General features: G+C 58.6%; 18 protein-coding genes and 2 tRNA genes. 14 read left to right on the top strand and 6 right to left on the bottom strand.

All coding sequences use genetic code 11. From position 1 onward, the window contains the following. Positions 1-91: 91 nt before the first annotated feature. The 3 genes from J3348_RS02295 (at position 92) to spoIVA (ending at position 4438) form a co-directional block, all read left to right on the top strand. Positions 92-715: a sugar transferase gene (locus tag J3348_RS02295; RefSeq protein ID WP_005941208.1), complete on the top strand. Its 624-nt coding sequence runs from the start codon at positions 92-94 to the stop codon at positions 713-715. 363 nt (positions 716-1078) lie between these two features. Continuing rightward, complete coding sequence (gene aspS, locus J3348_RS02290; protein ID WP_005941202.1) at positions 1079-2413, top strand: aspartate--tRNA(Asn) ligase; 1335 nt, start codon at positions 1079-1081, stop codon at positions 2411-2413. A 534-nt stretch (positions 2414-2947) separates the two neighbouring features. Continuing rightward, complete coding sequence (spoIVA, locus tag J3348_RS02285) at positions 2948-4438, top strand: stage IV sporulation protein A (protein WP_044953602.1); 1491 nt, start codon at positions 2948-2950, stop codon at positions 4436-4438. 54 nt (positions 4439-4492) lie between these two features. On the opposite strand, the gene J3348_RS02280 is transcribed toward spoIVA, so the two are convergent. Together J3348_RS02280 and J3348_RS02275 are read right to left on the bottom strand one after the other, a co-directional pair. Then, positions 4493-5044 (bottom strand): DUF4364 family protein, encoded by a 552-nt coding sequence (locus tag J3348_RS02280; protein WP_154255469.1) that lies wholly within the window; start codon positions 5042-5044, stop codon positions 4493-4495. A gap of 50 nt (positions 5045-5094) precedes the next feature. Then, on the bottom strand, positions 5095-6030 hold the full coding sequence (locus tag J3348_RS02275; RefSeq protein ID WP_005941187.1) for a S1 RNA-binding domain-containing protein: 936 nt from the start codon (positions 6028-6030) through the stop codon (positions 5095-5097). 205 nt (positions 6031-6235) lie between these two features. Here J3348_RS02275 and J3348_RS02270 point away from each other — a divergent pair, with 205 nt between their 5' ends. The 7 genes from J3348_RS02270 to J3348_RS02240 all read left to right on the top strand — a co-directional run bounded on the left by J3348_RS02270 (position 6236) and on the right by J3348_RS02240 (position 12378). After that, positions 6236-6424 (top strand): DUF951 domain-containing protein, encoded by a 189-nt coding sequence (locus tag J3348_RS02270; RefSeq protein WP_005941184.1) that lies wholly within the window; start codon positions 6236-6238, stop codon positions 6422-6424. 94 nt (positions 6425-6518) lie between these two features. After that, positions 6519-7610: a peptide chain release factor 1 gene (gene prfA, locus J3348_RS02265; RefSeq protein ID WP_207698214.1), complete on the top strand. Its 1092-nt coding sequence runs from the start codon at positions 6519-6521 to the stop codon at positions 7608-7610. Positions 7611-7696: 86 nt separating this feature from the next. Beyond that, a complete protein-coding gene (locus tag J3348_RS02260; RefSeq protein ID WP_044953601.1) occupies positions 7697-8725 on the top strand; it encodes an L-threonylcarbamoyladenylate synthase in 1029 nt (342 codons plus the stop codon). Then, on the top strand, positions 8722-9339 hold the full coding sequence (gene coaE / locus J3348_RS02255) for a dephospho-CoA kinase (RefSeq protein ID WP_097777900.1): 618 nt from the start codon (positions 8722-8724) through the stop codon (positions 9337-9339). Before J3348_RS02260 ends, coaE begins: the two co-directional genes overlap by 4 nt. Then, a complete protein-coding gene (locus tag J3348_RS02250) occupies positions 9336-10004 on the top strand; it encodes a lytic transglycosylase domain-containing protein (protein ID WP_005941169.1) in 669 nt (222 codons plus the stop codon). The genes coaE and J3348_RS02250 overlap by 4 nt, the downstream gene beginning before the upstream one ends. 15 nt (positions 10005-10019) lie before the next feature. Beyond that, positions 10020-11423: an aminopeptidase gene (locus J3348_RS02245; RefSeq protein WP_207698213.1), complete on the top strand. Its 1404-nt coding sequence runs from the start codon at positions 10020-10022 to the stop codon at positions 11421-11423. 109 nt (positions 11424-11532) lie between these two features. Further along, positions 11533-12378, top strand: coding sequence for a MerR family transcriptional regulator (locus tag J3348_RS02240; RefSeq protein WP_207698212.1), 846 nt, complete (start codon positions 11533-11535; stop codon positions 12376-12378). 14 nt (positions 12379-12392) lie between these two features. Here J3348_RS02240 and J3348_RS02235 read toward each other — a convergent pair whose 3' ends face one another. The 3 genes from J3348_RS02235 to spoIVB form a co-directional block, all read right to left on the bottom strand. Beyond that, on the bottom strand, positions 12393-13235 hold the full coding sequence (locus J3348_RS02235; RefSeq protein ID WP_242702832.1) for a polysaccharide deacetylase family protein: 843 nt from the start codon (positions 13233-13235) through the stop codon (positions 12393-12395). 72 nt (positions 13236-13307) lie between these two features. Further along, positions 13308-14066, bottom strand: a complete 759-nt coding sequence (gene spo0A, locus J3348_RS02230; RefSeq protein WP_044953592.1) for a sporulation transcription factor Spo0A — start codon at positions 14064-14066, stop codon at positions 13308-13310. A 134-nt stretch (positions 14067-14200) separates the two neighbouring features. Then, positions 14201-15430 carry a SpoIVB peptidase gene (gene spoIVB, locus J3348_RS02225; protein ID WP_154255437.1) on the bottom strand — a complete coding sequence of 410 codons (1230 nt, stop codon included), beginning with the start codon at positions 15428-15430 and terminating at the stop codon, positions 14201-14203. Positions 15431-15587: 157 nt separating this feature from the next. Here spoIVB and J3348_RS02220 point away from each other — a divergent pair. Then, positions 15588-15669: transfer RNA gene (locus J3348_RS02220), tRNA-Leu, on the top strand. Between the two features lie 377 nt (positions 15670-16046). Here J3348_RS02220 and J3348_RS02215 read toward each other — a convergent pair. Further along, positions 16047-16130: transfer RNA gene (locus J3348_RS02215), tRNA-Leu, on the bottom strand. Positions 16131-16441: 311 nt separating this feature from the next. On the opposite strand from J3348_RS02215, the gene J3348_RS02210 reads away from it, so the two are divergent. The 3 genes from J3348_RS02210 to J3348_RS02200 all read left to right on the top strand — a co-directional run bounded on the left by J3348_RS02210 (position 16442) and on the right by J3348_RS02200 (position 20804). Then, positions 16442-17896, top strand: a complete 1455-nt coding sequence (locus tag J3348_RS02210; RefSeq protein ID WP_207698211.1) for a lipopolysaccharide biosynthesis protein — start codon at positions 16442-16444, stop codon at positions 17894-17896. 215 nt (positions 17897-18111) lie between these two features. Continuing rightward, positions 18112-19212 (top strand): mannonate dehydratase, encoded by a 1101-nt coding sequence (gene uxuA / locus J3348_RS02205; protein ID WP_005937183.1) that lies wholly within the window; start codon positions 18112-18114, stop codon positions 19210-19212. Between the two features lie 5 nt (positions 19213-19217). Beyond that, complete coding sequence (locus J3348_RS02200; protein WP_154255439.1) at positions 19218-20804, top strand: mannitol dehydrogenase family protein; 1587 nt, start codon at positions 19218-19220, stop codon at positions 20802-20804. Positions 20805-20821: the final 17 nt, after the last annotated feature.

Below are 20821 nucleotides of genomic sequence, written 5' to 3'. Positions count from 1 at the left end.
TATCGGCGGCAGGCGGCGGATGCAATTGCAAATTCCGGCCCATACTGTTATACTGGAACTGCTACTTTGAATCGGAAAATGGAGGAAACCCATGTATCGCAATGGAATCAAGCGCCTGCTGGCGGTGGTGCTGTCGCTGTGCGGCATGATCTGCCTGTCCTGGCTTTTTCTCATTCTGGCCGTCGCCATCAAGCTGGACTCGCCCGGCCCGGTGTTCTTCAAACAGAAGCGTGTGGGCATTGGCAAAAAGCACTTTTACATTTTAAAGTTCCGCACCATGCGCATCGACACGCCCCACGATATGCCCACCCATCTGCTGCACGACCCGGACCAGTATATCACCCGCATGGGTCATTTCCTGCGCAAGACCAGTCTGGACGAGCTGCCCCAGCTGTGGAATATCTTTGTAGGTGATATGGCGGTCATCGGCCCGCGGCCTGCTTTGTGGAACCAGTATGATCTGCTGGCAGAGCGCGACAAGTACCATGCAAACGATGTGCGCCCGGGCCTGACCGGCTGGGCACAGATCCACGGCCGCGACGAGCTGGAAATTGCCGAGAAGGCCAAGCTGGACGGCTGGTATGTGGAGCATTTGAGCTTTGGGCTGGATGTGAAATGCTTCTTCGGCACCATTGCCGCAGTGCTTAAGCACGACGGCGTGGTGGAGGGCGGCACCGGCACTCTGCACGAAGAAACAGGCAAAGAGAACCATTAAGAATAGCCGCCGCGTGCGCTTTGCAACGGCGACGACCGCGGCCAGTGGCCGAAACCCGAATATTTTCAGCGGAAAAATATTTTTTTATTTGCAGTTCTGGAAAATCTGCGGATTTTCCAGAACTGTTTTTTCACAGAAGGGGTCGTGAACAGAAACTGCATTTTTTGCTGATTTGTCCTGATGTGTGAAAAGGTGCTTGGAGCGGCCCGCAGGCCGCGACAAACACAAAATAAAAATAATTCTTCCGCAGAAGATGGCCAGAGCGCAGCGGAGGCCATTCTAAATCGCCATATCTCTTGATTTATCCCCGGAAAAGCGTATAATAAAACAGTACACAAGACGTCAAAGGAGGATTCCTGTATTATGGAACGCACCTATATCAACGAGGCTCAAAAGGCCATCGGCGGCACGGTCAAGGTGCAGGGCTTTATCGAGAACCTGCGCAACAGCAAGTATATGGCCTTTATCGTGCTGAAGGATATTACCGGCAAGCTGCAGATCACGGTGGAAAAGGAAGACCACCCCGATCTGGTGGATACCATCGATCAGCTCACCCCGGATTCCGTCATCACTGTCACCGGCAAGGTGGTGGAGAACGACTACGTCAAGATGGGCGGCGTGGAGATGATCCCCGAGAGCATCGAGATCGAGAGCATCGCCAACGCTCTGCCCATCGTCCGCAAGGAGATCGCAGCCACCAAGAAAAAGAAGGCTGTGGAGCGCTCCAGCATCGATCAGCGCATTGATTACCGCTGGATCGACCTGCGCACCGACGAGAACCAGCTGATGTTCAAGGCACAGAGCTGCTTCGTCAATGCCATGCGCAAGTTCCTGCTGGACCGTAACTTCATCGAGATCCACACCCCAAAGCTGATCGCTGCTGCCAGCGAGAGCGGCTCTGAGGTGTTCAAGGTGGACTACTTTGACCGCAACGCCTATCTGGCACAAAGCCCTCAGTTCTACAAGCAGATGGCCATGGCTGCAGGCTTTGAGCGCATCTTCGAGACCGGCCCTGTGTTCCGCGCCGAGAAGAGCTACACCAACAAGCACTCCACCGAGTTCTCCGGCTTCGATCTGGAGTTCAGCTACATCACTTCCTATAAAGACGTGATGAAGATGGAAGAAGAGCTGCTGACTGCCGGTCTGCAGGCCGTCAAGGACAACTACGGCGACCAGATCAAGGAGATGTTCGGGCAGGAAGTGATCGTTCCCACCACTCCGTTCCCGGTGGTCAAGCTGGCAGACCTGTACAAGGGTCTGGAAGAAGAGTTCGGCTACACCGTCGATGAGAGCGAGAAGGGCGACCTGACCACCGAGGCCGAGCGCCTGAGCTATGAGTGGGTGAAGAAGCACTACGGCCACGAGTTCCTCTTCATCACCGATTATTCCGCCGAGAAGCGTGCGTTCTACCACATGCGCGACGAGAACGGCGTGCCCCAGGGCTACGACCTGATCTGGCGTGGTGTTGAGATCACCACCGGTGCCCAGCGCGAGCACCGCTACGAGGTGCTGAAGAAGCAGGCCGAGGAAAAGGGTCTGGCCGATGATGTCAAGTTCTATCTGGAGTTCTTCCAGTACGGCTGCCCGCCCCACGGCGGTTTCGGTCTGGGCATCGACCGCCTGACCATGCTGCTGTGCGGCCTGACCATCAAGGATGCCGAGTTCCTGTTCCGCGGCCCCAACCGTCTGACCCCGTAATTTTATAGAGATCATACCGAGAGCTGCCGTGCATTTTGCACGGCAGCTCTCTTTTTGTTGGATGGTTTAGAATGGTGGACTCACCCTCTCAGTCAAATCCTTCGGATTTGCCAGCTCCCCCGAAAGGGGGAGCTTCTGACGCATCCGCAAGGCTTGCATTTTATCTGGAAACTGCGCCGTTACTGCAAAAAGCTCCCCCTTCGGGGGAGCTGGCGAACGAATGTGAGCCTGAGAGGGTTCAGCATGCTGAAAGCAAACGAAAAAGCCTATTCCACAGCGCCGCGCTTTCGCAGAAAGCGGCGCTGTAAATGCTGTTTCCCTCTACGACCCCATCTGTGAAAAAGCAATTCAGGAAAATCCGCAGATTTTCCTGAATTGCAATTATAAAATAAATTTTTCGCTGAATATGCCCAGAGCAAGGCGGAGGGCATTCAAAATCGTTCCGGCATAATGCCCCGCCCTGTTTCATACGATTACAACAAGCGGACCGGAATCCTGTCCGGTGCACAGCGCAAACGGGAAGGGGAGAGCAATTTGGCAAATCAGGAACAGAAGAGCATCTGCCGCGAGATCGGCGCACGCACCGGCGGAGATATCTACATTGGGGTGGTTGGCCCGGTGCGCAGCGGCAAATCCACCTTTATCAAGCGTTTCATGGAACAGCTGGTGCTGCCCGCCATCGGCCCGGCGGCTGCGCGGGAGCGTGCCCGGGACGAGCTGCCCCAGTCGGCAGCGGGCCGCACCATCATGACCACGGAACCAAAATTCATCCCGGAAGCAGCCGTGCCCCTGCAGTTGGAGGGCGGCGGCGAGTGCCGGGTGCGGCTCATCGACTGCGTGGGTTACATGGTGGAGGGGGCTATGGGCCACGAGGAGAACGACAAGCCCCGCATGGTCAAAAGCCCGTGGTTCGACCACGAGGTGCCCTTCGACCTTGCCGCCGAGACCGGCACCCGCAAGGTGATCTGCGAACATTCCACCATCGGCATCGTGGTCACCACCGACGGCTCTGTGAGCGACATCCCGCGGGAGGGCTATGCCAGAACCGAGAAGCGCATCGTGGAAGAACTGGATGCGCTGGGCAAGCCCTACATCATCCTGCTCAACAGCACCCACCCGGATGCGCCGGAGACGAAGCAGCTGGCCGAGGGCATGGCCCGGGACTACGACCACACCGTGCTGCCGGTGAGCTGCGTGGATCTGGACGCGGAGGCACTGGGCAGCATCCTGCGGCAGGTGCTGTACGAGTTCCCGGTGCAGGAGCTGGATTTTGCCCTGCCGCGCTGGGTCACGATGCTGGAAAACGGCCACTGGCTGCAAACGCAGGTGTACGATGCGGCCATGCAGCTGGCGGCAAAGGTCTCCCGCATGAAGGATGTGCCCTCCGGAACAGACGCACCTGCGCTGGAATGTGACGCAGTGCAGCGCTCGGCCATCAGCGGCATCGACCTTGCAAACGGCAGTGTGCGCATCACAGTGGAGCTGAAGCCGGAAATTTTCTATCAGGTGCTGAGCGAGCAGACCGGCCTTGCCATTGGCGACGAAGCGGGCCTGATGCCCTGCATCATGGAGCTGGCAAAGGCCAAACGGGAGTACGAGAAGGTGCGCAGCGCCCTTGAGCAGGTGGAAGCCACCGGCTATGGCATCGTGATGCCCACGGTCAGCGAGCTGAAACTGGAACAGCCCCAGATCGTGCGGCAGGGCACGAACTACGGTGTGCGGCTGGAAGCCTGCGCGCCCTCCATCCAGATGATGAAGGCCACCATCCACACCGAGATCAGCCCCATCGTGGGCACCGAAAAGCAGAGCGAGGACCTTGCCCGCAGCCTGCTGGCCGGCTTTGAGGACGACCCGGAAAAGCTGTGGGAATCCAACATCTTTGGCAAGAGCCTGCACGAGCTGGTGAACGAAGGGCTGCAGAACAAGCTGCTGCACATGCCGCAGGAGGCCCGCACCCGCCTGCAGGAAACGCTGGAACGGGTCATCAATGAGGGCTGCACCGGGCTGATCTGCATTCTGATCTGACCGCTACAAAACAGAAGAGGGAAGCGCCGCGCGGGTGCCTCCCTCTTTATTTGTTCACTTCTCTTCTTCGGTCAGCTTATTGATGAGCATTTGGTAGATCTCGTTGCCCTTGAGGATGAACTGCTTTTTTACCAGCTCGGCGGTCAGCCGGTCCGGTGTGCCGAGGTCCAGACAGAACAGCTCACTGTCCAGCCCTTTCACCGTGCAGCGGATGGTGCAGTGGCCGTCCTCTTTTTCGGTAATGCTGGCACTGTACTTGGCTTCCTTGCGTGCCCATGTCTGGCAGCGCAGCACAGCGGCCACAGCGCGCTCCCGCACACTGCGGGGCAGGTCGTAGGCAAGCTCCTGCGCCACTTTGCGGCCCTTCTCGGTGATGGTGTAGCTGCCCTTTGTCAGGGTGACGAGCTGCTGCTTGGTGATATCGTCCAGACACGAGCCGATCTCGAAATAGTTCACCAGCGCTTCTTCCATCAGGGCGTTTTCGATCTCCTGCCGGGTAATGGGTCCGGCATTTTTGACCAGATAGCACAGCAGCAGCCGGATCTCGGTGCTGCTGGTCAACCCGCCGGGACGTACACCGGCAGTAAAAGCATCATTGGCGGCCATCGTTCCATACATCCCCCTTGCATTCCTTTTCTTTTATAGTATAAAGGCTTTCACGCCGGATTGCAAGCCGCAGCGGCAAAATCTGTCTCAATGCGCTTGGGGCTTTCCGGTGTGGAGTACACCCAGTGGTCCAGATGGCCCTCGGTGATGAAATACTTCAGCTCGAACCGGTGGCGCTGGCTCAGGGCGTGGTTCACGATCACCAGCTTGATCTTCATTTTTTCCGGCAGGATGTTCTTGATGTAGACGCTCACCGCCTGCCCGGGCACAAGGTCGGTGCAGCTCTCGGCAAGGCCCGCGAGGTTGGGCGCGATCTCGATAAAGGTGCCGTATTCCTCCACGCTGCGCACGATGCCCACTACGGTCTCACCCACGGTGAACCCGGCCGCATTTTCCTCCCATGTGCCCAGCAGTTCCCGGATGGTCAGCACAAAGCGGCCCTGTACATCCCGGTTCTTGACGGCGCACAAGATCTGCTGGCCCACGCTCACCCGGTCGGCGGGGGAGGAGATGCGGCTCACCGACATGCAGTCGATGGGCAGCAGGGCACTGATGCCGCAGCCCACATCACAGAACGCGCCAAACGGCTCGATATGGGTCACGGTGCAGGGCAGGATATCGCCGGGCTGCAGGGTGTCCAGATAGTCGGCCTTGCACATCTGCTGCGCCAGTGCGCGGGAGAGCCGGTAGAAGGGCTGACCGTTCTCGTCGGTGTCCAGCGCCTCGATCACAAAGCAGGTGGGGCGGCCCACCCTCGTCAGCACCGCAATGTCCCGCACGGTGCCGTTTGCGGCACCATCGGCGCACTGGGCAAAGGGCATCACGGCTCTCACCCCGCCGATCTCGAACCGCAGCTGGCGCTGGGTATCAAAGGCCAGAGCAGTGGCCTGCAGGATCTCGCGGTTTGCCATGGCGGCGCGCAGTTCAGCGGGGGACAGGCGCGCAGCAGAACGGTAGTTGCCTTCGGTACGGTAAGCTTGCATCATCTTTCATTCCTCTTTCTCTGCTTTTTAGGCCGTGCTTGGAACGGCAGCGGCCTTTCTGTTAAAACTTATGCATCCGCATGGGCGGATATTTGCATTTTGTGCGGCTTTGCATTATACTATATCTGTATGCGCAGCAAACCGGCACGCCGGACTTTGCGCACACACCGCCTGCTGTTTTGGGCAGGCAGAAGGGAGAAGCAGAGCTATGGACATTGCTGTAGGCGATACCATCCTCACCCGCAAAAAGCACCCCTGCGGAGCGTCCAGCTTCGAGGTGCTGCGCGTCGGCATGGATTTTAAGATCCGGTGTACCGGCTGTGGGCGCGAGGTGATGCTGCCGCGTGCTAAAATTGAAAAGAACATCAAAAAGGTGGTAAAACCCGGGCAGGCCTAGCGCCCGGCGCAGCACGCATCCGGGGCGGAAAGGCCCCGGAACCGTTCGGCTGCACGAACATGAATCTGAGTTTGTAAGGAGAACTGCCGGAATTATGCCGAACATGTTTACCCAGATGGATGCTGTCTGCCACCGCTTTGAAGAGCTTTCCATCCGCCTGAACCAGCCGGATACCGCCGCAGACCCTGCGCTTTTCCGCAGGCTGATGCGGGAGTACCACGATGCAGAACCTGTGGTGCAGGCCTACCGCGCGTGGCAGACCGCACAGGATCATCTGGCACAGGCCAAAGCTCTGCTGGAAGAACCGGGCGCACTTGACCCGGACTTCAAGCAGATGATACAGCAGGAAATCAGCGAAAAAAGTCAAGATGTGGAAAAGCTGGAAAATAATCTCAAAATTTTGCTGCTGCCCAAGGACGTGAACGATGGCAAAAATGTCATTGTGGAGATCCGCGGCGGCGCAGGAGGGGAGGAAGCTGCCCTGTTTGCCCACAGCCTGCTGCGCATGTACACCATGTATGTGCAAAGCAGGGGCTGGCAGCTGGAAATGCTCAACCTCAACGAGACGGAGCTTGGCGGCGTGAAGGAGGCCATCTTTTCGGTGGACGGTGCCGGGGCCTACAATCGCCTCAAGTACGAGAGCGGTGTGCACCGTGTGCAGCGCGTGCCGGAGACCGAGACGCAGGGCCGCATCCACACCTCCACGGCCACGGTAGCTGTGATGCCGCAGGCCGAAGAGGTGGACTTTGCGCTGGACATGAAGGACCTGCGCATCGACACCTTCCGCTCCTCCGGCGCGGGCGGTCAGCACATCAACAAAACCTCCAGCGCCATCCGTGTGACACATCTCCCCACCGGCATGGTGGTAGAATGCCAGAACGAGCGCAGCCAGTTCCAGAACAAGGACAAGGCGCTGGAGATCCTGCGCAGCCGCCTGCTGGCCCAGAAGCAGAAACAGCAGCAGGATGCCATCAACGCCAGCCGTCAGGGGCAGGTGGGCACCGGCGACCGCAGCGAAAAGATCCGCACCTACAACTTCCCGCAGGACCGCTGCACCGATCACCGCATCGGCCTGACCGTGCACAATCTTTCCAAGATCATGGACGGCAATCTGGACGATCTGATCGACGCACTGGCCACCCGCGAACAGGCCGAAAAGCTGCAAAAGCTCAACGAGCAGGGCTGAAATGCGGTTTTGAAAATAAAACGATATCCTGTCGATAAATGCTGAAAAGCATAAATACTTTACAGATAGAAAGAACGATGATCCGTATGGAAATGAAAACTGAAATTTTGCCCGCATCGGACGAAAAGAGCATTGAAAAAGCCGCTGCCCTGCTGCAGAACGGTGAGCTGGTGGCCCTGCCCACCGAGACGGTTTACGGCATTGCTGCCGATGCCCGCAACGGCGAGGCTGTGAAGAAGATCTTTGTGGCCAAGGGCCGCCCGCAGGACAATCCCCTGATCGTCCACGTCACCGGCCCGGAAATGCTGCCCGGCCTTGTCAGCGAGGTGCCGGAGCGCGCCCAGCTGCTGATGGCTGCGTTCTGCCCCGGCCCGCTCACCATCATCATGCCCCGCGGCCCGGAGGTGGCAGCGGAGTGCTGTGCCGGTCTGGACACCGTGGGCATCCGGATGCCCAGCCACCCGGTGGCCCGCGCCGTCATTGAAAAGAGCGGCTGCGCCTTTGCTGCCCCCAGCGCCAATCTTTCCGGCAAGCCCAGCCCCACCAACGCGCAGGATGTGTTCACCGATATGGACGGCCGCCTGCCGCTGATTTTGGACGGCGGCGAGTGCGACGTGGGCGTAGAAAGCACTGTGGTGTCGGTGGTGGGCGAAAAGCCCACCCTGTTCCGCCCGGGCCACATCACGCTGGAAGACCTCGAGCGTGCCCTCGGCGAAGAGGTGGAAGTGTCCAAAGCCATCCTCGAAAAGCTGCCGGAGGGTGCTGTGGTGCGCAGCCCCGGCATGAAGTACAAGCACTACGCCCCCAAGGCGGATGTGACCTTGCTGGACGGCACCTTTGAGCAGTTCAAAGCCTATGTGGATGCCCACGCCGAGCAGAATCCCAGCTGCCTGTGCTTTACCGGCGAGGCGGAAAAGCTGGGTGTGCCCTGCGTGGAGTATGGACGCGAGGGCGACGGTGCCGATCAGGCAAAGCACATCTTCCGCTGCCTGCGCGCGCTGGATGAGCAGGGCGATGCCGTGGTCTACGCCCGCTGCCCGCAGAAGGACGGCCTTTCCATGGCGGTGTACAACCGCCTGATCCGCGCTGCGGCCTTCCGGGTGATCAAGCTATGATCGCGCTTGGCATCACGGGCCGCAGCGGCTGCGGCAAATCCACGGTCACGGCGGTGTTTTCGGCCCACGGTGTGCCGCTGGCCGATGCCGACCAGATCAGCCGCGAGATTTTACTGCCCGGCTCGCCGCTGCTGCCCCGGCTGGCCCAGAGGTTCGGCGCAGACATTTTAAAAGCAGACGGCACATTGGACCGCCGCCTGCTGGCTGACCGCGCCTTTGCCACCCCGGAAGGCAAGGCGGCGCTGGACAGCCTGACCCACCCGGAGATCGTGCGCCGCATCCGTGCGGCAAAGCAGGCAGCACAGGATGCCGGTGCACCGCTGTTCGTGCTGGATGGCGCGGTCATCGTGGGGACTGCGGCGCAGGCCGAGTGTGACCGCCTGTGCGTGGTCACGGCACCGTTTGAGACCAGTGTGGCCCGCATCGTGGCCCGGGACGGCATCTCGGCCGAGATGGCCGCCCGCCGCCTGAACGCCCAGACACCGGAAAGCACCCTCACCGCGCAGGCAGACTATGTGCTGCGCAACGATTCCAGCCTTGCACATCTGCAGGCTGCGGCAGAGCAGCTCTGCACAAAGCTTCTGGCAGAAGGAGGTGCGGGAAAAGAGCTTTGAACAAACGATATAACGAACAAGATCCTGCACCGCAGTACGACCCGGAGACGGCCCGCATCCGCCGCGCTCTCCGCGCCCAGAAGGCACGCCGCCGCAAAAAAATGCGCAGCCGCAGGCTGTTCCTGCTGGGCATGGCGCTGATCCTGCTGTTTGTGCTGGTGCCCAACTTGTGGGGCAGGGCAGAACGGCTTTTATACCCCCGCAAGTACGAAGCGCTGGTGGACCAGTGGGCGGAGACTTACGGCCTTGACCCGCTTTTGGTGGATGCCTTCATCCGCACCGAAAGCGGCTTTGACCCGCAGGCCACCTCCACTGTGGATGCCCGGGGCCTGATGCAGATGACAGAGGAGACCTTTATCTGGCTGCGCAGCAAGATCGCACCGGACGAAGGACTGCTCTTTGCAAATCTCTACGACCCGGAGACCAGCATCCGGTTCGGATGCTATTACCTGCATCTGTGCATGGAGCGCTACAACGGCGATGTTGCCACTGCCGCTGCCGCTTATCACAGCGGGTGGGGCACGGTAGATGCTCTTTTACAGATGGAAGAGCACTCCGCAGACGGCGAAACGCTGCAGGGCTTTCCCTATAACCAGATGAACCATTACGTAAAAAAGATCACTTCCTGCTATGCGCGGTATCAGCGTATCTATGCAGAAAGCTGAGAGGAGATAAGGAACATGAGCGAGAAACTTACCGCAAAGCAGGCTGCCGAACAGCTGCTTTACAAGCCGGAGTACGCCGCCGACAAGAGCGCCGACGTGAAGAAGAAGGCTGCAGCCTTTGCCGAAGGCTACAAAGCCTTCCTGAACGCTGCCAAGACCGAGCGCGAAGCTGCCGCCGCCAGCGAAAAGCTGCTGCTGGAGGCCGGTTACGAAAAGTTTGAGCCGAAAAAGACCTATGCCCCCGGCCAGAAGATCTACTTTGTGCAGGAGCACAAGGCGGTGGTGGCCGCTACCATCGGCCGGAAATCTTTTGAGGAGGGCTTCCGTCTGGTGATCGCCCACATCGACAGCCCCCGTCTGGACCTGCGCCCGAACCCGCTGTACGAAGCAAATCACCTCAGCTACTTCAAGACCCACTATTACGGCGGCATCCGCAAGTACCAGTGGGGCACCATGCCGCTGGCCATCCACGGCGTGTTCACCCGTGCTGATGGCTCCAGCGTGTCCTTTGCAGTGGGTGAGGACGAGAATGACCCCGTGTTCTGCATCACCGACCTGCTGCCCCATCTGGGTGCCGAGCAGAACGACCGCAAGCTCAGCGAGGGCATCAAGGCCGAGGAGCTGAACGTGCTCATCGGCTCCGACGCTGTAGAGGATGCCGACATCAAGGAGGCCGTCAAGCTGAACACCCTGATGCTGCTGCACGAAAAGTACGGCATCACCGAGCGGGACTTCACCCGCGCCGAGATCGAGGTGGTGCCCGCCCACAAGGCCCGGGACGTGGGCTTTGACCGCTCCATGGTGGGCGGCTACGGTCACGATGACCGGGTGGACGCATACCCCGCCCTTATGGCCGAGATCGAGACGAAAGATCCTGTGCACACCACCGTCTGCGTGCTGACCGATAAGGAAGAGATCGGCTCCGACGGTGTGACCGGCATGCAGAGCATGTATGTGTTCCACTTTATGCAGCTGCTGTGCCGCGCCGCCGGTCAGGACGACATCCTTGCCTTCCAGAACAGCGTGTGTCTCTCTGCCGATGTGACCGCCGCCTACGACCCCTCCTGGGCAAATGCCTTCGAGCCGCAGAACGGTACTTACGCAGGCCGCGGCGTGGCCTTCTTCAAGTACACCGGCAGCCGCGGCAAGAGCTCTGCCAGCGATGCTTCCGCTGAGCTGGTAGGGAACATCACCCGCCTGCTGGATGCCAACGGCGTGGCATGGCAGATCGGTGAGCTGGGCCGTCTGGATCTGGGCGGCGGCGGCACCATTGCCAAGTACGTGGCCAACCGCGGCATCCCGGTGCTGGACATCGGTGTACCGGTGCTGTCCATGCACTCGCCCTTCGAGGTCATCCATAAGACCGACCTGTACATGGCTTACCGCACCTTTGCACTGTTCTGCCAGAACGCGGAATAAAGATTTAGCCCCGGATCGCCCGCAGCCGCGCGCATTCCGGGGCTTTTTTTGAAAAAAACTTGACCTTCAAGTGTCTTTAAGGTGTAATGTGAGTGCGGAGGTGAAGCAAATGAACATCAAACAGGCTTCGAAACAGAGCGGGGTGTCTGCCCCCAATATCCGCTTCTATGAAAAAGAAGGACTTCTGAATCCCGCCCGGCTGCCTGGCAACGACTACCGTGATTACACGGAACAGGACATCCGCACTCTCCGGTTCATCCGGATGCTGCGGATGCTGGATGTGCCGCTTCCGGTCATCCGATCCGTGCTTGCAGGCGATGCATCGCTGGGGAGTGTCCTGCGGGAGCAAAAGACCGCACTGGAACAGCGCGCAAAGCAGCTGGAAGGGGCGGCGCGTTTTTGTGCAGAACTGGCCCGGCAGGACCCGTCTGTGGCATCACTGGATGTGGACGCCTGCCTGTCCCGGATGGAGGACCCTGCGCAGCCGCAGAACTTTTTCTGCGGCTGGGTGCAGGATTACCGCACGCTGGCGCAGGTGCAGCATCAGAGGCATTTTTCCTTTATTCCGGAGGGCAGCATCAACACGCCGCAGGAGTTTGCCGCGGCCTTGCAGGCGTATGCAGAGGAACACGGGATGCAGCTCAGCCTGACAAAAGAAGGAATGTACCCGGAATTTTCGCTGGACGGGATCCCATACAAAGCCTACCGCAACCCGGGCAAGTACCGCGATGAGATCTGCTGTGATGCTGCATCTCCGGAACAGCTGAACACCGGGCTGCCGTCCCGGCGGGAAAAGCTGCTGCGCATCGCGCGTATCGTGCTGCCGCCGGTGTTCACCTTTGCCGCCATTCTGGCGGCAGGCTGGGTGGCGACCGGCGGAGCGGACTGGCTCTGGCTGGCAGCACTGGCAGCGGCAGGGGTCCTGCTTGGCCGCGGCTTTGAACACCGGCTGTAACTGGGCCAGTCTGCTCAGCTTAGCGGCAGAGCTTCGGCCACCGTCAGAAAGGTGTAGCCGTTGTCTGCATACCACCGGATGATGTCGGGCAGCGCCTCGGCGGTGGTGCGGGTGGTGGCGGAATCGTGCATCAGAACGATGCAGTTCGTCTGCTGCCCGGTCTCCCGCACCACATTGCGGTAAATGGTGTCCGCGCTTGGGTGCCCGCCCACGGCATCCTCGGCGCACACGTTCCAGTCCACCCACTGCCAGCCTTTTTGCTCTACTTCGGCTTTCAACTGTTTCATCAGGCCTTTGCCGCCGTAGCGCCGACTGACGGTGTTGGTGCTGCCGCCCGGAAACCGTAGATACCGGATGCTCTCGGCATCCACATAGGGCGCAATGCGCTCCTTTAAAAGGGCAATGTCCTCCCAATAAGCGTCGCTGCTGCGGTAGATATCGCTGTACTCGTGGGAAGCAGAGTGCAGCGCGATCTGGTGCCCGGCGCTGACCGCTTCGGTGAGCAGGGGCAGATACTTCTCGTTGTAACCGGTAGCCACCACAAAAAATGTGGCGTGCACTCCGGCCGCGTTCAGCGCGCTGAGCACATCCGGTGTGGTCTTGCTGGGGCCGTCGTCAAAGGTCAGGCAGACCCACTTTTCCGGCAGCGGCTGGGCAGCAGGCTCCTGCTGCTCCTGTGCCAGAGCCGAAACGGCGGGGGAGAGCATCGAAGTGTCCGGTGCCGGGGTAAGATCCTGCGCCTGACATCCGGTGACGACCGGCGGCGCAGCAGATACAAACCCCATAATGAGGGCGAACAGCATCACGGCCGCAACTCTGGCCCGCCTGCGCCGTGCGAGATATTCTGCAAGCTTCAAGAGCAAAACCTCCTTTGTCTGTTTGGTTTGCTCTTATCAGAATATGAACGACGGCGGATTCTATGAAAAAAATCAGCCCACCCGCTGCCGTTTATCCAGCCGCATCTTGTCAGCGATCATTGCAATGAACTCGCTGTTGGTGGGTTTTCCCCGCAGGTTATGGATGGTATAACCGAAGTAGCTGTTGAGGGTATCCACATCACCCCGGTCCCATGCCACCTCGATGGCGTGGCGGATGGCGCGCTCCACCCGGCTGGCGGTGGTGCCGTTTTTCTTGGCGATTTCCGGGTACAGACGCTTGGTCACAGCGTTGATATACTCCGGCTCGTTCATGGTGAGCAGGATGGCATCCCGCAGGAACTGGTAGCCCTTGATATGGGCAGGGACGCCGATCTGATGCAGGATCTCGGTAACGGTCAGCTCATCGCTGTCCACACTGGTGTGCAGGATGTGCTTTTCCGGGCCAAGTGCCGCCTTGAGCACCCGTGCGGCAAGCACGGTCTCATCAAAGGGCTTTACAAAGTAGTAGGCAAAGCCTTCGTCCAGCAGCTCCTGTACCATCTCTTCGCTCTGGAAGGCACCGGTCACGAAGAAGGAGGTGTGCCGCTCACCGGCGGCATTGTAGCGCTGCTTTACCGCAAGGGCATCCAGACCGGGCATAAAAGCATCCAGCAGGACCACCTGCGGGCGCACGGTGAGCATTTTCTGCAGGACCTTGTTGCCGTCCTTTTCCACAACGGTCACGTCCACGCCCTTCTGCTCCAGCGCTTCGCGGCAGGCGGCAGTGAACGGGGCACCAGTATCCGACATCAAAAATCTAACTTTGTCCATGGTTGTTTCCTCCAATGTGTGCAGTTCCCTTAACACCATGGATTTTACCATAATTTTCCAGAACTTTCAACGGTTTATATTGGTAAATTTTGGCAAAGAAAATCGAAATGCGCAAATTTTTTTGCAGATCAGCTTTATGGCTGCGCAGCATCGTCTGTTTTTTCAACAGCGCGGGCCTGCTTGAGCATGGTCTGAGCAAAAATGCCGTAGCCCCGCGTGGGGTCGTTTACCAGCACATGGGTCACTGCACCCACCAGTCTGCCGTTCTGCAGGATGGGACTGCCGCTCATGCCCTGCACGATGCCGCCGGTTTTGGCAAGCAGCTGCCGGTCGGTCACGCGCAGGATCATGTTGCGGTGGGGGTCTGCGTCGTTTACCTTTTCAATGCGGATGCGGTATGCCTTGGGCACCTCGCCGTCCACAGTCGTCCAGATCTCGGCATCGCCCGGCACCACCTCCTGCGCAAAAGCCATCTCCAGCTCCGGGCCGGAAAATGCAGCCCGTGTTCTGCCATAGACCCCGGTCTTGCTGTTGATGCAGATGCTGCCAAGCGCATGGGTGCTCAGAAAGCGGCCCTTCAGCTCACCGGGGCTGCCCACGGTGCCGCTGGTACACCCCACGATCTGGCAGGGGACGATCTCGCCGCTGCGCAGGGCCACGCTCTCACCGGTGTCGCTGTCGCTGATGGGGTGGCCAAGCCCGGCAAACACCCCGGCGGCATTGTCCACAAAGGTCATGGTGCCTACCCCGGCGGAAGAATCCCGCACCCACATCCCGGCGCGCCACTGCCCGGCGGTGCTGTCCCACACGGGGGTCAGCCGGGTCTGGAATTGCTCACCATTGCGGATATAGACCACCTGCACCGGCGCGCCTGCGGCCGTTTCCAGAGCATCGTGCACGGCATCGTTCGTCTCGGTCAGGGTGTCGTCCATGCGCACCACCCGGTCGCCCAGCCGCAGCCCGGCCTTCTTGGCGGGGTTTGCGGTGCCGTCCGGGGTGTTCAGGTCGGAAAAGCCCACAATGAGCGCACCCTCGGAGAACATCTTAACGCCGAAAGGCGTACCGCACACGGTTACCACCGGACGTGTTTCCACCAGAGCGCGCACAGTCTTGACGGGCAGCCACCCGCCAATGGACAAAGTGGCCTGATAGCTGCCCGCAGCCTGCGTGCTGGCCGCGTTGCGGGAGCCAGCGGTGCGCAGCGGCTGCACATAGGCAAAACGGGGCAGGGTAAGGGTCTGGCCGGGTTCCAGCAAAATTTCAGCAGGCAGACTGTGCCACAGCCAGCCCAGCACCGCCAGCGCGGCCACCAGAAGATAAGCTGCCGCAATGCTGCCAGCGCGGCGTAGTTTTGATCTGCGCATCGGCAAAAAGCCCCTTTCCGCCATGGAAAATGATACGATCGTCCGGCGATAGTATGCGCTGTGAAGGGCGGAAATATCAATGCAGTGATTGACTTTTGCCGCCGGAACTGATACTATATTAAGGCGGTTTGGCCGCAGCTGCAGAATAGAAGAATACGCGGGTATGGTGGAATTGGCAGACGCGCAGGATTTAGGTTCCTGTGCCGCAAGGCGTGTGGGTTCGACCCCCACTACCCGCATAAGAGAAAAAACGCGATGAGTTCTCAGAATTCATCGCGCTTTCTTTTATATAATAAATAGTGTTGTTCGAGGTCTTCTCCCTCGCACAAAAAGAAACCGGTACAAAATAGGTACACCCCTGATAGACATTCCTACGGGTTGGGACCCGCAGGCTAAGCAACAGCAACGGGTTGCGTTAGCTGATTTTTCCGCAGCCCCTTGGCAGGGCTTTGAAAAATCAGAACGCGGCCCCAACAACTCCTCCCTGTTTCAGCCGCAGGCTGCGGTTGTCGTTGTTGCACTGTGGCTTTGCTTGCGGCGCTGTGCGCCGCCGCCTTGTTCGAGGTCTGCTCCCTCGCACAAAAAGAAAAACCAGCACACAATGTGTACTGGTTTTTGGTGCGAGGGAGGGGACTCGAACCCCCAAGGATAAACCACACGCACCTCAAACGTGCGCGTCTGCCAGTTCCGCCACCCTCGCATACCGTATTGTTTTCGCAGCCCTGAAATCTCTGAGGTGAAAGACCGTGATGCGGACTGCTTGAATATATTACCACGTTCCTGGCAGATAGTCAAGCGCTTTTTCTCTTTTTAAATGAAATTTTCGGGCCGTCATTTCTTAAGAATATGTTGGTTGAAATGCATGGATGGGTGTGATATTATAAAACTAACTATCTCTGCTCAGTTGTTTTGGCAGCAGGGAAGAGGATGATAAGGATACGGCGGAAATGCATTTCTGCGCAGGGTGCAGACCGACCGGCTTTTTTGAAAGGAATTTGAGTGGACGCAGGAATGAACGAGAAAAAAGAAAATGCTATTGTAAACGGTTTTTTCTGGCGCTTTGCAGAGCGGTGCGGTGTGCAGCTGATCTCAGCGGTAGTGTCCATCCTTCTGGCGCGCATCCTTACACCCGATGATTACGGCAAGGTGGCACTGGTGACGGTGTTCAACAATATCATGTATGTCCTGCTGGACTGCGGCATTGGCACCGCGCTGGTGCAGAAGAAGGAAGTGGACGAGCTGGATTACTCGTCGGCGTTCTTTTTCAGCATTGTGATCAGCTTTGTGCTGTATGGGGGAATGTTCGTGGCGGCACCGTATCTGGCTGCTTTCTACAATGACCCCAGCATGACCCCGATCTTTCGCGGCATCAGCCTGACAGTGGCGGTCTGCGGCATCAAAACGATCCAGCAGGCGCATGTGACCCGGAACATGAAGTTCCAGTATTTTTTCTATTCCGCCTTTGCGGGCGCGATCGTATCCACGGTCCTGGGTCTGGGCCTTGCCTATATGGGCTTTGGAGTCTGGGCGCTGGTGGTGCAGCAGGTATCCAATATCACGGTGGACACGCTGGTGCTGTGGAAGCTGTCCTCCTGGCGGCCTAAGATGGAATTTTCGTGGCAGCACCTGAAAGGGCTGCTCTCTTATGGCTGGAAGCTGCTGGCCTCGTCGCTGAGCAGCGTCATCTACAACAACCTGCGCAGCCTGATCATCGGCAAGATGTACACCTCGGCGGATCTGGCGTATTACAATCAGGGCGATAACCTGACTTATAATATCGCGTCAAGCGTGGATACTTCCATTGAGAGCGTTTTGTTCCCGGTCATGTCCTCACTGCAGGATGACCGTGCGCAGGTCAAGAACATGACCCGCCGCTCCATCAAGACCTGTACCTATATTATTGCGCCGGTGATGATGAGCACTGCGTTCTGTGCCGAACCGCTGGTGCGCCTGATCCTCACCGAGAAGTGGCTGCCCTGTGTGCTGTTCCTCAGGGTGTTCTGTCTGGGGTATGCGTGCTGGCCGATCATCACGGCAAACCTGAATGCAGCCAAGGCGGTGGGCCGCAGCGATCTTTACCTGAAATGTCAGCTTTTGAACGAAGGGGTGTGCATCCTTCTTCTGCTGGCAACATTCCGTGTCAGCGTCGAGGCCATTGCATATGGTATGCTGATCACGAATGTTGTGACCCAGATCCTGGATGCACAGCTCAACAAAAAGCTGATCGGCTATGGCTATCTGGAACAGATGCGTGATATCCTGCCGACCCTGCTGCTGGCAGTGGGCGCGGGCCTGTGCATGTATCTGGTCATTTTCCTGCACCTGCCGGATCTGCTGACGGTGATCATTCAGGTGGTGGTTGGTCTGGGCATTTATCTGACAGGCTCTGCCATTCTGGAATTGGACACCTTTGAATATTTCAAGGATGTGCTGGCTCCGTCCATCCGGCAGAAGCTGAAACGCTGAAACCGGCATTTTGAATCGTGTAAAAATCCGTCGGGCGGGTGATGTCCGACGGATTTTTGTTCTTTTTGTCTAAAGTATACAAGAAGAAACATTAAAAACCGGCAAAGCGACCATTGAAAAAACGCAACTGATATACTAGAATATAAGTACAAGAGCGCGGCACACGGCTGCGCGGAAAATGCAAAGCAGAAAATATAAAACAGGAGGATTTTCCTATGCCTATGAAAATGGGTTGGCGCTGGTATGGCGAGGGCAACGATCCCATCAGCCTGAGCGACATCAAGCAGATCCCCGGCGTGACCAGCATCGTCTGGGCGTTGCACGACAAGATGCCCGGCGAGATCTGGGAGATCGACGAGATCCAGAAGGTAGCCGATCAGATCCACGCCTACGGCTTTGATATGGACGTGGTCGAGTCGGTCAACGTCCACGATGACATCAAGATCGGCCTGCCCACCCGCGACAAGTACATCGAGAACTACAAGCAGTGCATCCGCAATCTGTCCAAGTTCGGTGTCAAGGTCATCTGCTACAACTTCATGCCGGTGTTCGACTGGACCCGTACCGATCTGTTCCACCCCGTGGGCGACGGCTCCACTGCACTGTTCTACGAGAAAGATAAGATCAAGGGCGATTACAAGGCTATGGCTGAGTACATCATGTCCTTCACTGAGAAGTATAACATGACCTTCCCCGGCTGGGAGCCGGAGCGCATGGCAAAGCTGGACGAGCTGTTCAAGGCTTACGCCCCTGTCACCAAGGAAAAGCTGTGGGAAAACCTGAAGTACTTCCTGGAAGCACTGATGCCCACCTGCCATGAGTGCGGCATCAAAATGGCTATCCATCAGGATGATCCCCCTTGGGATATCTTCGGCCTGCCCCGTCTGCTGGTGGATGCCCAGAGCATCGACCGCTTCCTGAGCATGGTGGATGATCCGTACAACTGCCTGACCCTGTGCACCGGCAGCCTGAACGCAAACCCCAACAACAACTGTGCCGAGATCGTGCGCAAGCACTGCGACCGCATTGCCTTTGGTCACATCCGCAACATCCACCACTTCCCCAACGGCGACTTCTCCGAGGCTGCTCACCGCGACTGCTGCGGCGAGACCGGCATCATCGAGGTGCTGCGTGCTTACCATGACTGCGGCTTTGAGGGCTACATCCGTCCCGACCACGGCCGTCAGCTGTGGGAGGAAGGCCCCGGCAACTGCCGCCCCGGTTACGGCAAGTATGACCGTGCTCTGGGCGTTCAGTACATGCTGGGTGTCTGGGATCTGCTGGATCGTCTGGATGAAGAGAAAAAGAAGGGCTGATAAATATGAAGCTGTCTGAGATCAAAAACGGCAATCTGTCCGCCGAGTGGGCAGAGAAGGGTTATGAGCTGCCCAAATTCGATATCGAGGCTGTCAAGGCCAAGACCCACGCCGAACCCACCTGGGTGCACTTCGGCGCAGGCAATATCTTCCGTGCATTCCCGGCTGCCATCCTGAACGATGCGCTGAACACCGGCAAGTATGACCGCGGTGTCATCGTGGCCGAGAGCTTTGACTACGAGATCATCGACAAGGCTTATCGTCCCTACGACAATATGAGCCTGCTGGTCTGCCTGAAGTCCACCGGCGAGATCGAGAAGAAGGTGGTGGCTTCCGTTACCGAGAGCCTGAAGGCTGACTACTCCTTCGGCGAGGACTGGGCACGTCTGGTGGAGATCTTCCAGAACCCCAGCCTGCAGATGATCTCCTTCACCATCACTGAGAAGGGCTACGGCGTTGCTCCCGCTGATCTGGAGCGCGGCCTGACCCCCGTGCTGGCCATGGGCAAGGTCACTGCTCTGCTGTACGAACGCTTCAAGGCCGGCAAGCTGCCCCTGACCGTCCAGAGCATGGATAACTGCTCCCACAACGGCGATAAGGTCAAGAACGCTGTCCACGCCTATGCTGCCAAGTGGGTGGAGCAGGGTCTGGTGCCCGCCGAGTTCCTGGCCTATGTGCAGGACGAGAGCAAGATCACCTTCCCGTGGAGCATGATCGACAAGATCACCCCGCGCCCGGATGCCAAGGTCCAGCAGATGCTGGCCGACGACGGCTTTGAGGATAACTACACCATCGTCACCGAGAAGCACACCTTCACCGCTCCCTTCGTCAACGCCGAGGAGACCCAGTACCTGTGCATCGAGGATCACTACACCAATGGCCGTCCTCCGCTGGAGCTGGGCGGTGTGCTGTACTGCGACCGCGAGACCGTGGACAAGATCGAGAAGATGAAGGTCTGCACCTGCCTGAACCCGCTGCACACTGCCATGTCCATCTATGGCTGCATGCTGGGTTACACCCTCATCTCCGCCGAGATGGCCGATGAAGACCTGCGTGCCTTCATCCAGAAGATCGGTTACATCGAGGCAATGCCCGTCGTGGTCGATCCCGGCGTTCTGAACCCCTACGAGTTCATCGGCGCTGTCATCAACCGCCGCCTGCCCAACCCCTTCATGCCGGATGCTCCCCAGCGTATCGCAACCGATACCTCCCAGAAGCTGGCCATCCGCTTTGGCGAGACCATCAAGGCCTACGAGGCACGCGGTCTGGACAAGGGCAACCTGATCCTGATCCCGCTGGTGCTGGCAGGCTACGCCCGCTACCTGAAGGGCATCGATGACAACGGTCAGGCTTTTGAGCCTTCCGCCGATCCGCTGCTGGCTGAGCTGCAGGCCATTGTGGCTCCGCTGGAGGTCAAGGAAGGCGAGCAGGACTTCAGCTGCCTGAAGAAGCTGTACAGCCGTGTTGACGTGTTCGGCGTGGATCTGTATGCCGTTGGTCTGGGCGAGAAGATCGAGGCAATGGCCAAGGAGCTGTTTGCAGGCCCCGGCGCTGTGCGCAAGACCCTGCACAAGTATACGCTGGCCCGCTGATCTGCTGACACGATAAT

Source organism: Faecalibacterium sp. Marseille-Q4896 (assembly GCF_017377615.1).
Taxonomy (GTDB): Bacteria; Bacillota; Clostridia; order Oscillospirales; family Ruminococcaceae; genus Faecalibacterium; species Faecalibacterium taiwanense.
This window is presented reverse-complemented; position numbering and strand designations above follow the sequence as displayed.

What these genes read in the sequence shown, in the direction of transcription:
- J3348_RS02295 (WP_005941208.1), top strand. Translation starts at nt 92, where the DNA reads ATGTATCGCAATGGAATCAAGCGCCTGCTGGCGGTGGTGCTGTCGCTG.
- aspS (WP_005941202.1), top strand. Translation starts at nt 1,079, where the DNA reads ATGGAACGCACCTATATCAACGAGGCTCAAAAGGCCATCGGCGGCACG.
- J3348_RS02280 (WP_154255469.1), bottom strand. Translation starts at nt 5,044, where the DNA reads ATGGCCGCCAATGATGCTTTTACTGCCGGTGTACGTCCCGGCGGGTTG.
- J3348_RS02275 (WP_005941187.1), bottom strand. Translation starts at nt 6,030, where the DNA reads ATGATGCAAGCTTACCGTACCGAAGGCAACTACCGTTCTGCTGCGCGC.
- J3348_RS02270 (WP_005941184.1), top strand. Translation starts at nt 6,236, where the DNA reads ATGGACATTGCTGTAGGCGATACCATCCTCACCCGCAAAAAGCACCCC.
- prfA (WP_207698214.1), top strand. Translation starts at nt 6,519, where the DNA reads ATGCCGAACATGTTTACCCAGATGGATGCTGTCTGCCACCGCTTTGAA.
- J3348_RS02260 (WP_044953601.1), top strand. Translation starts at nt 7,697, where the DNA reads ATGGAAATGAAAACTGAAATTTTGCCCGCATCGGACGAAAAGAGCATT.
- coaE (WP_097777900.1), top strand. Translation starts at nt 8,722, where the DNA reads ATGATCGCGCTTGGCATCACGGGCCGCAGCGGCTGCGGCAAATCCACG.
- J3348_RS02245 (WP_207698213.1), top strand. Translation starts at nt 10,020, where the DNA reads ATGAGCGAGAAACTTACCGCAAAGCAGGCTGCCGAACAGCTGCTTTAC.
- J3348_RS02240 (WP_207698212.1), top strand. Translation starts at nt 11,533, where the DNA reads ATGAACATCAAACAGGCTTCGAAACAGAGCGGGGTGTCTGCCCCCAAT.
- spo0A (WP_044953592.1), bottom strand. Translation starts at nt 14,066, where the DNA reads ATGGACAAAGTTAGATTTTTGATGTCGGATACTGGTGCCCCGTTCACT.
- spoIVB (WP_154255437.1), bottom strand. Translation starts at nt 15,430, where the DNA reads ATGCGCAGATCAAAACTACGCCGCGCTGGCAGCATTGCGGCAGCTTAT.
- J3348_RS02210 (WP_207698211.1), top strand. Translation starts at nt 16,442, where the DNA reads ATGAACGAGAAAAAAGAAAATGCTATTGTAAACGGTTTTTTCTGGCGC.
- uxuA (WP_005937183.1), top strand. Translation starts at nt 18,112, where the DNA reads ATGCCTATGAAAATGGGTTGGCGCTGGTATGGCGAGGGCAACGATCCC.
- J3348_RS02200 (WP_154255439.1), top strand. Translation starts at nt 19,218, where the DNA reads ATGAAGCTGTCTGAGATCAAAAACGGCAATCTGTCCGCCGAGTGGGCA.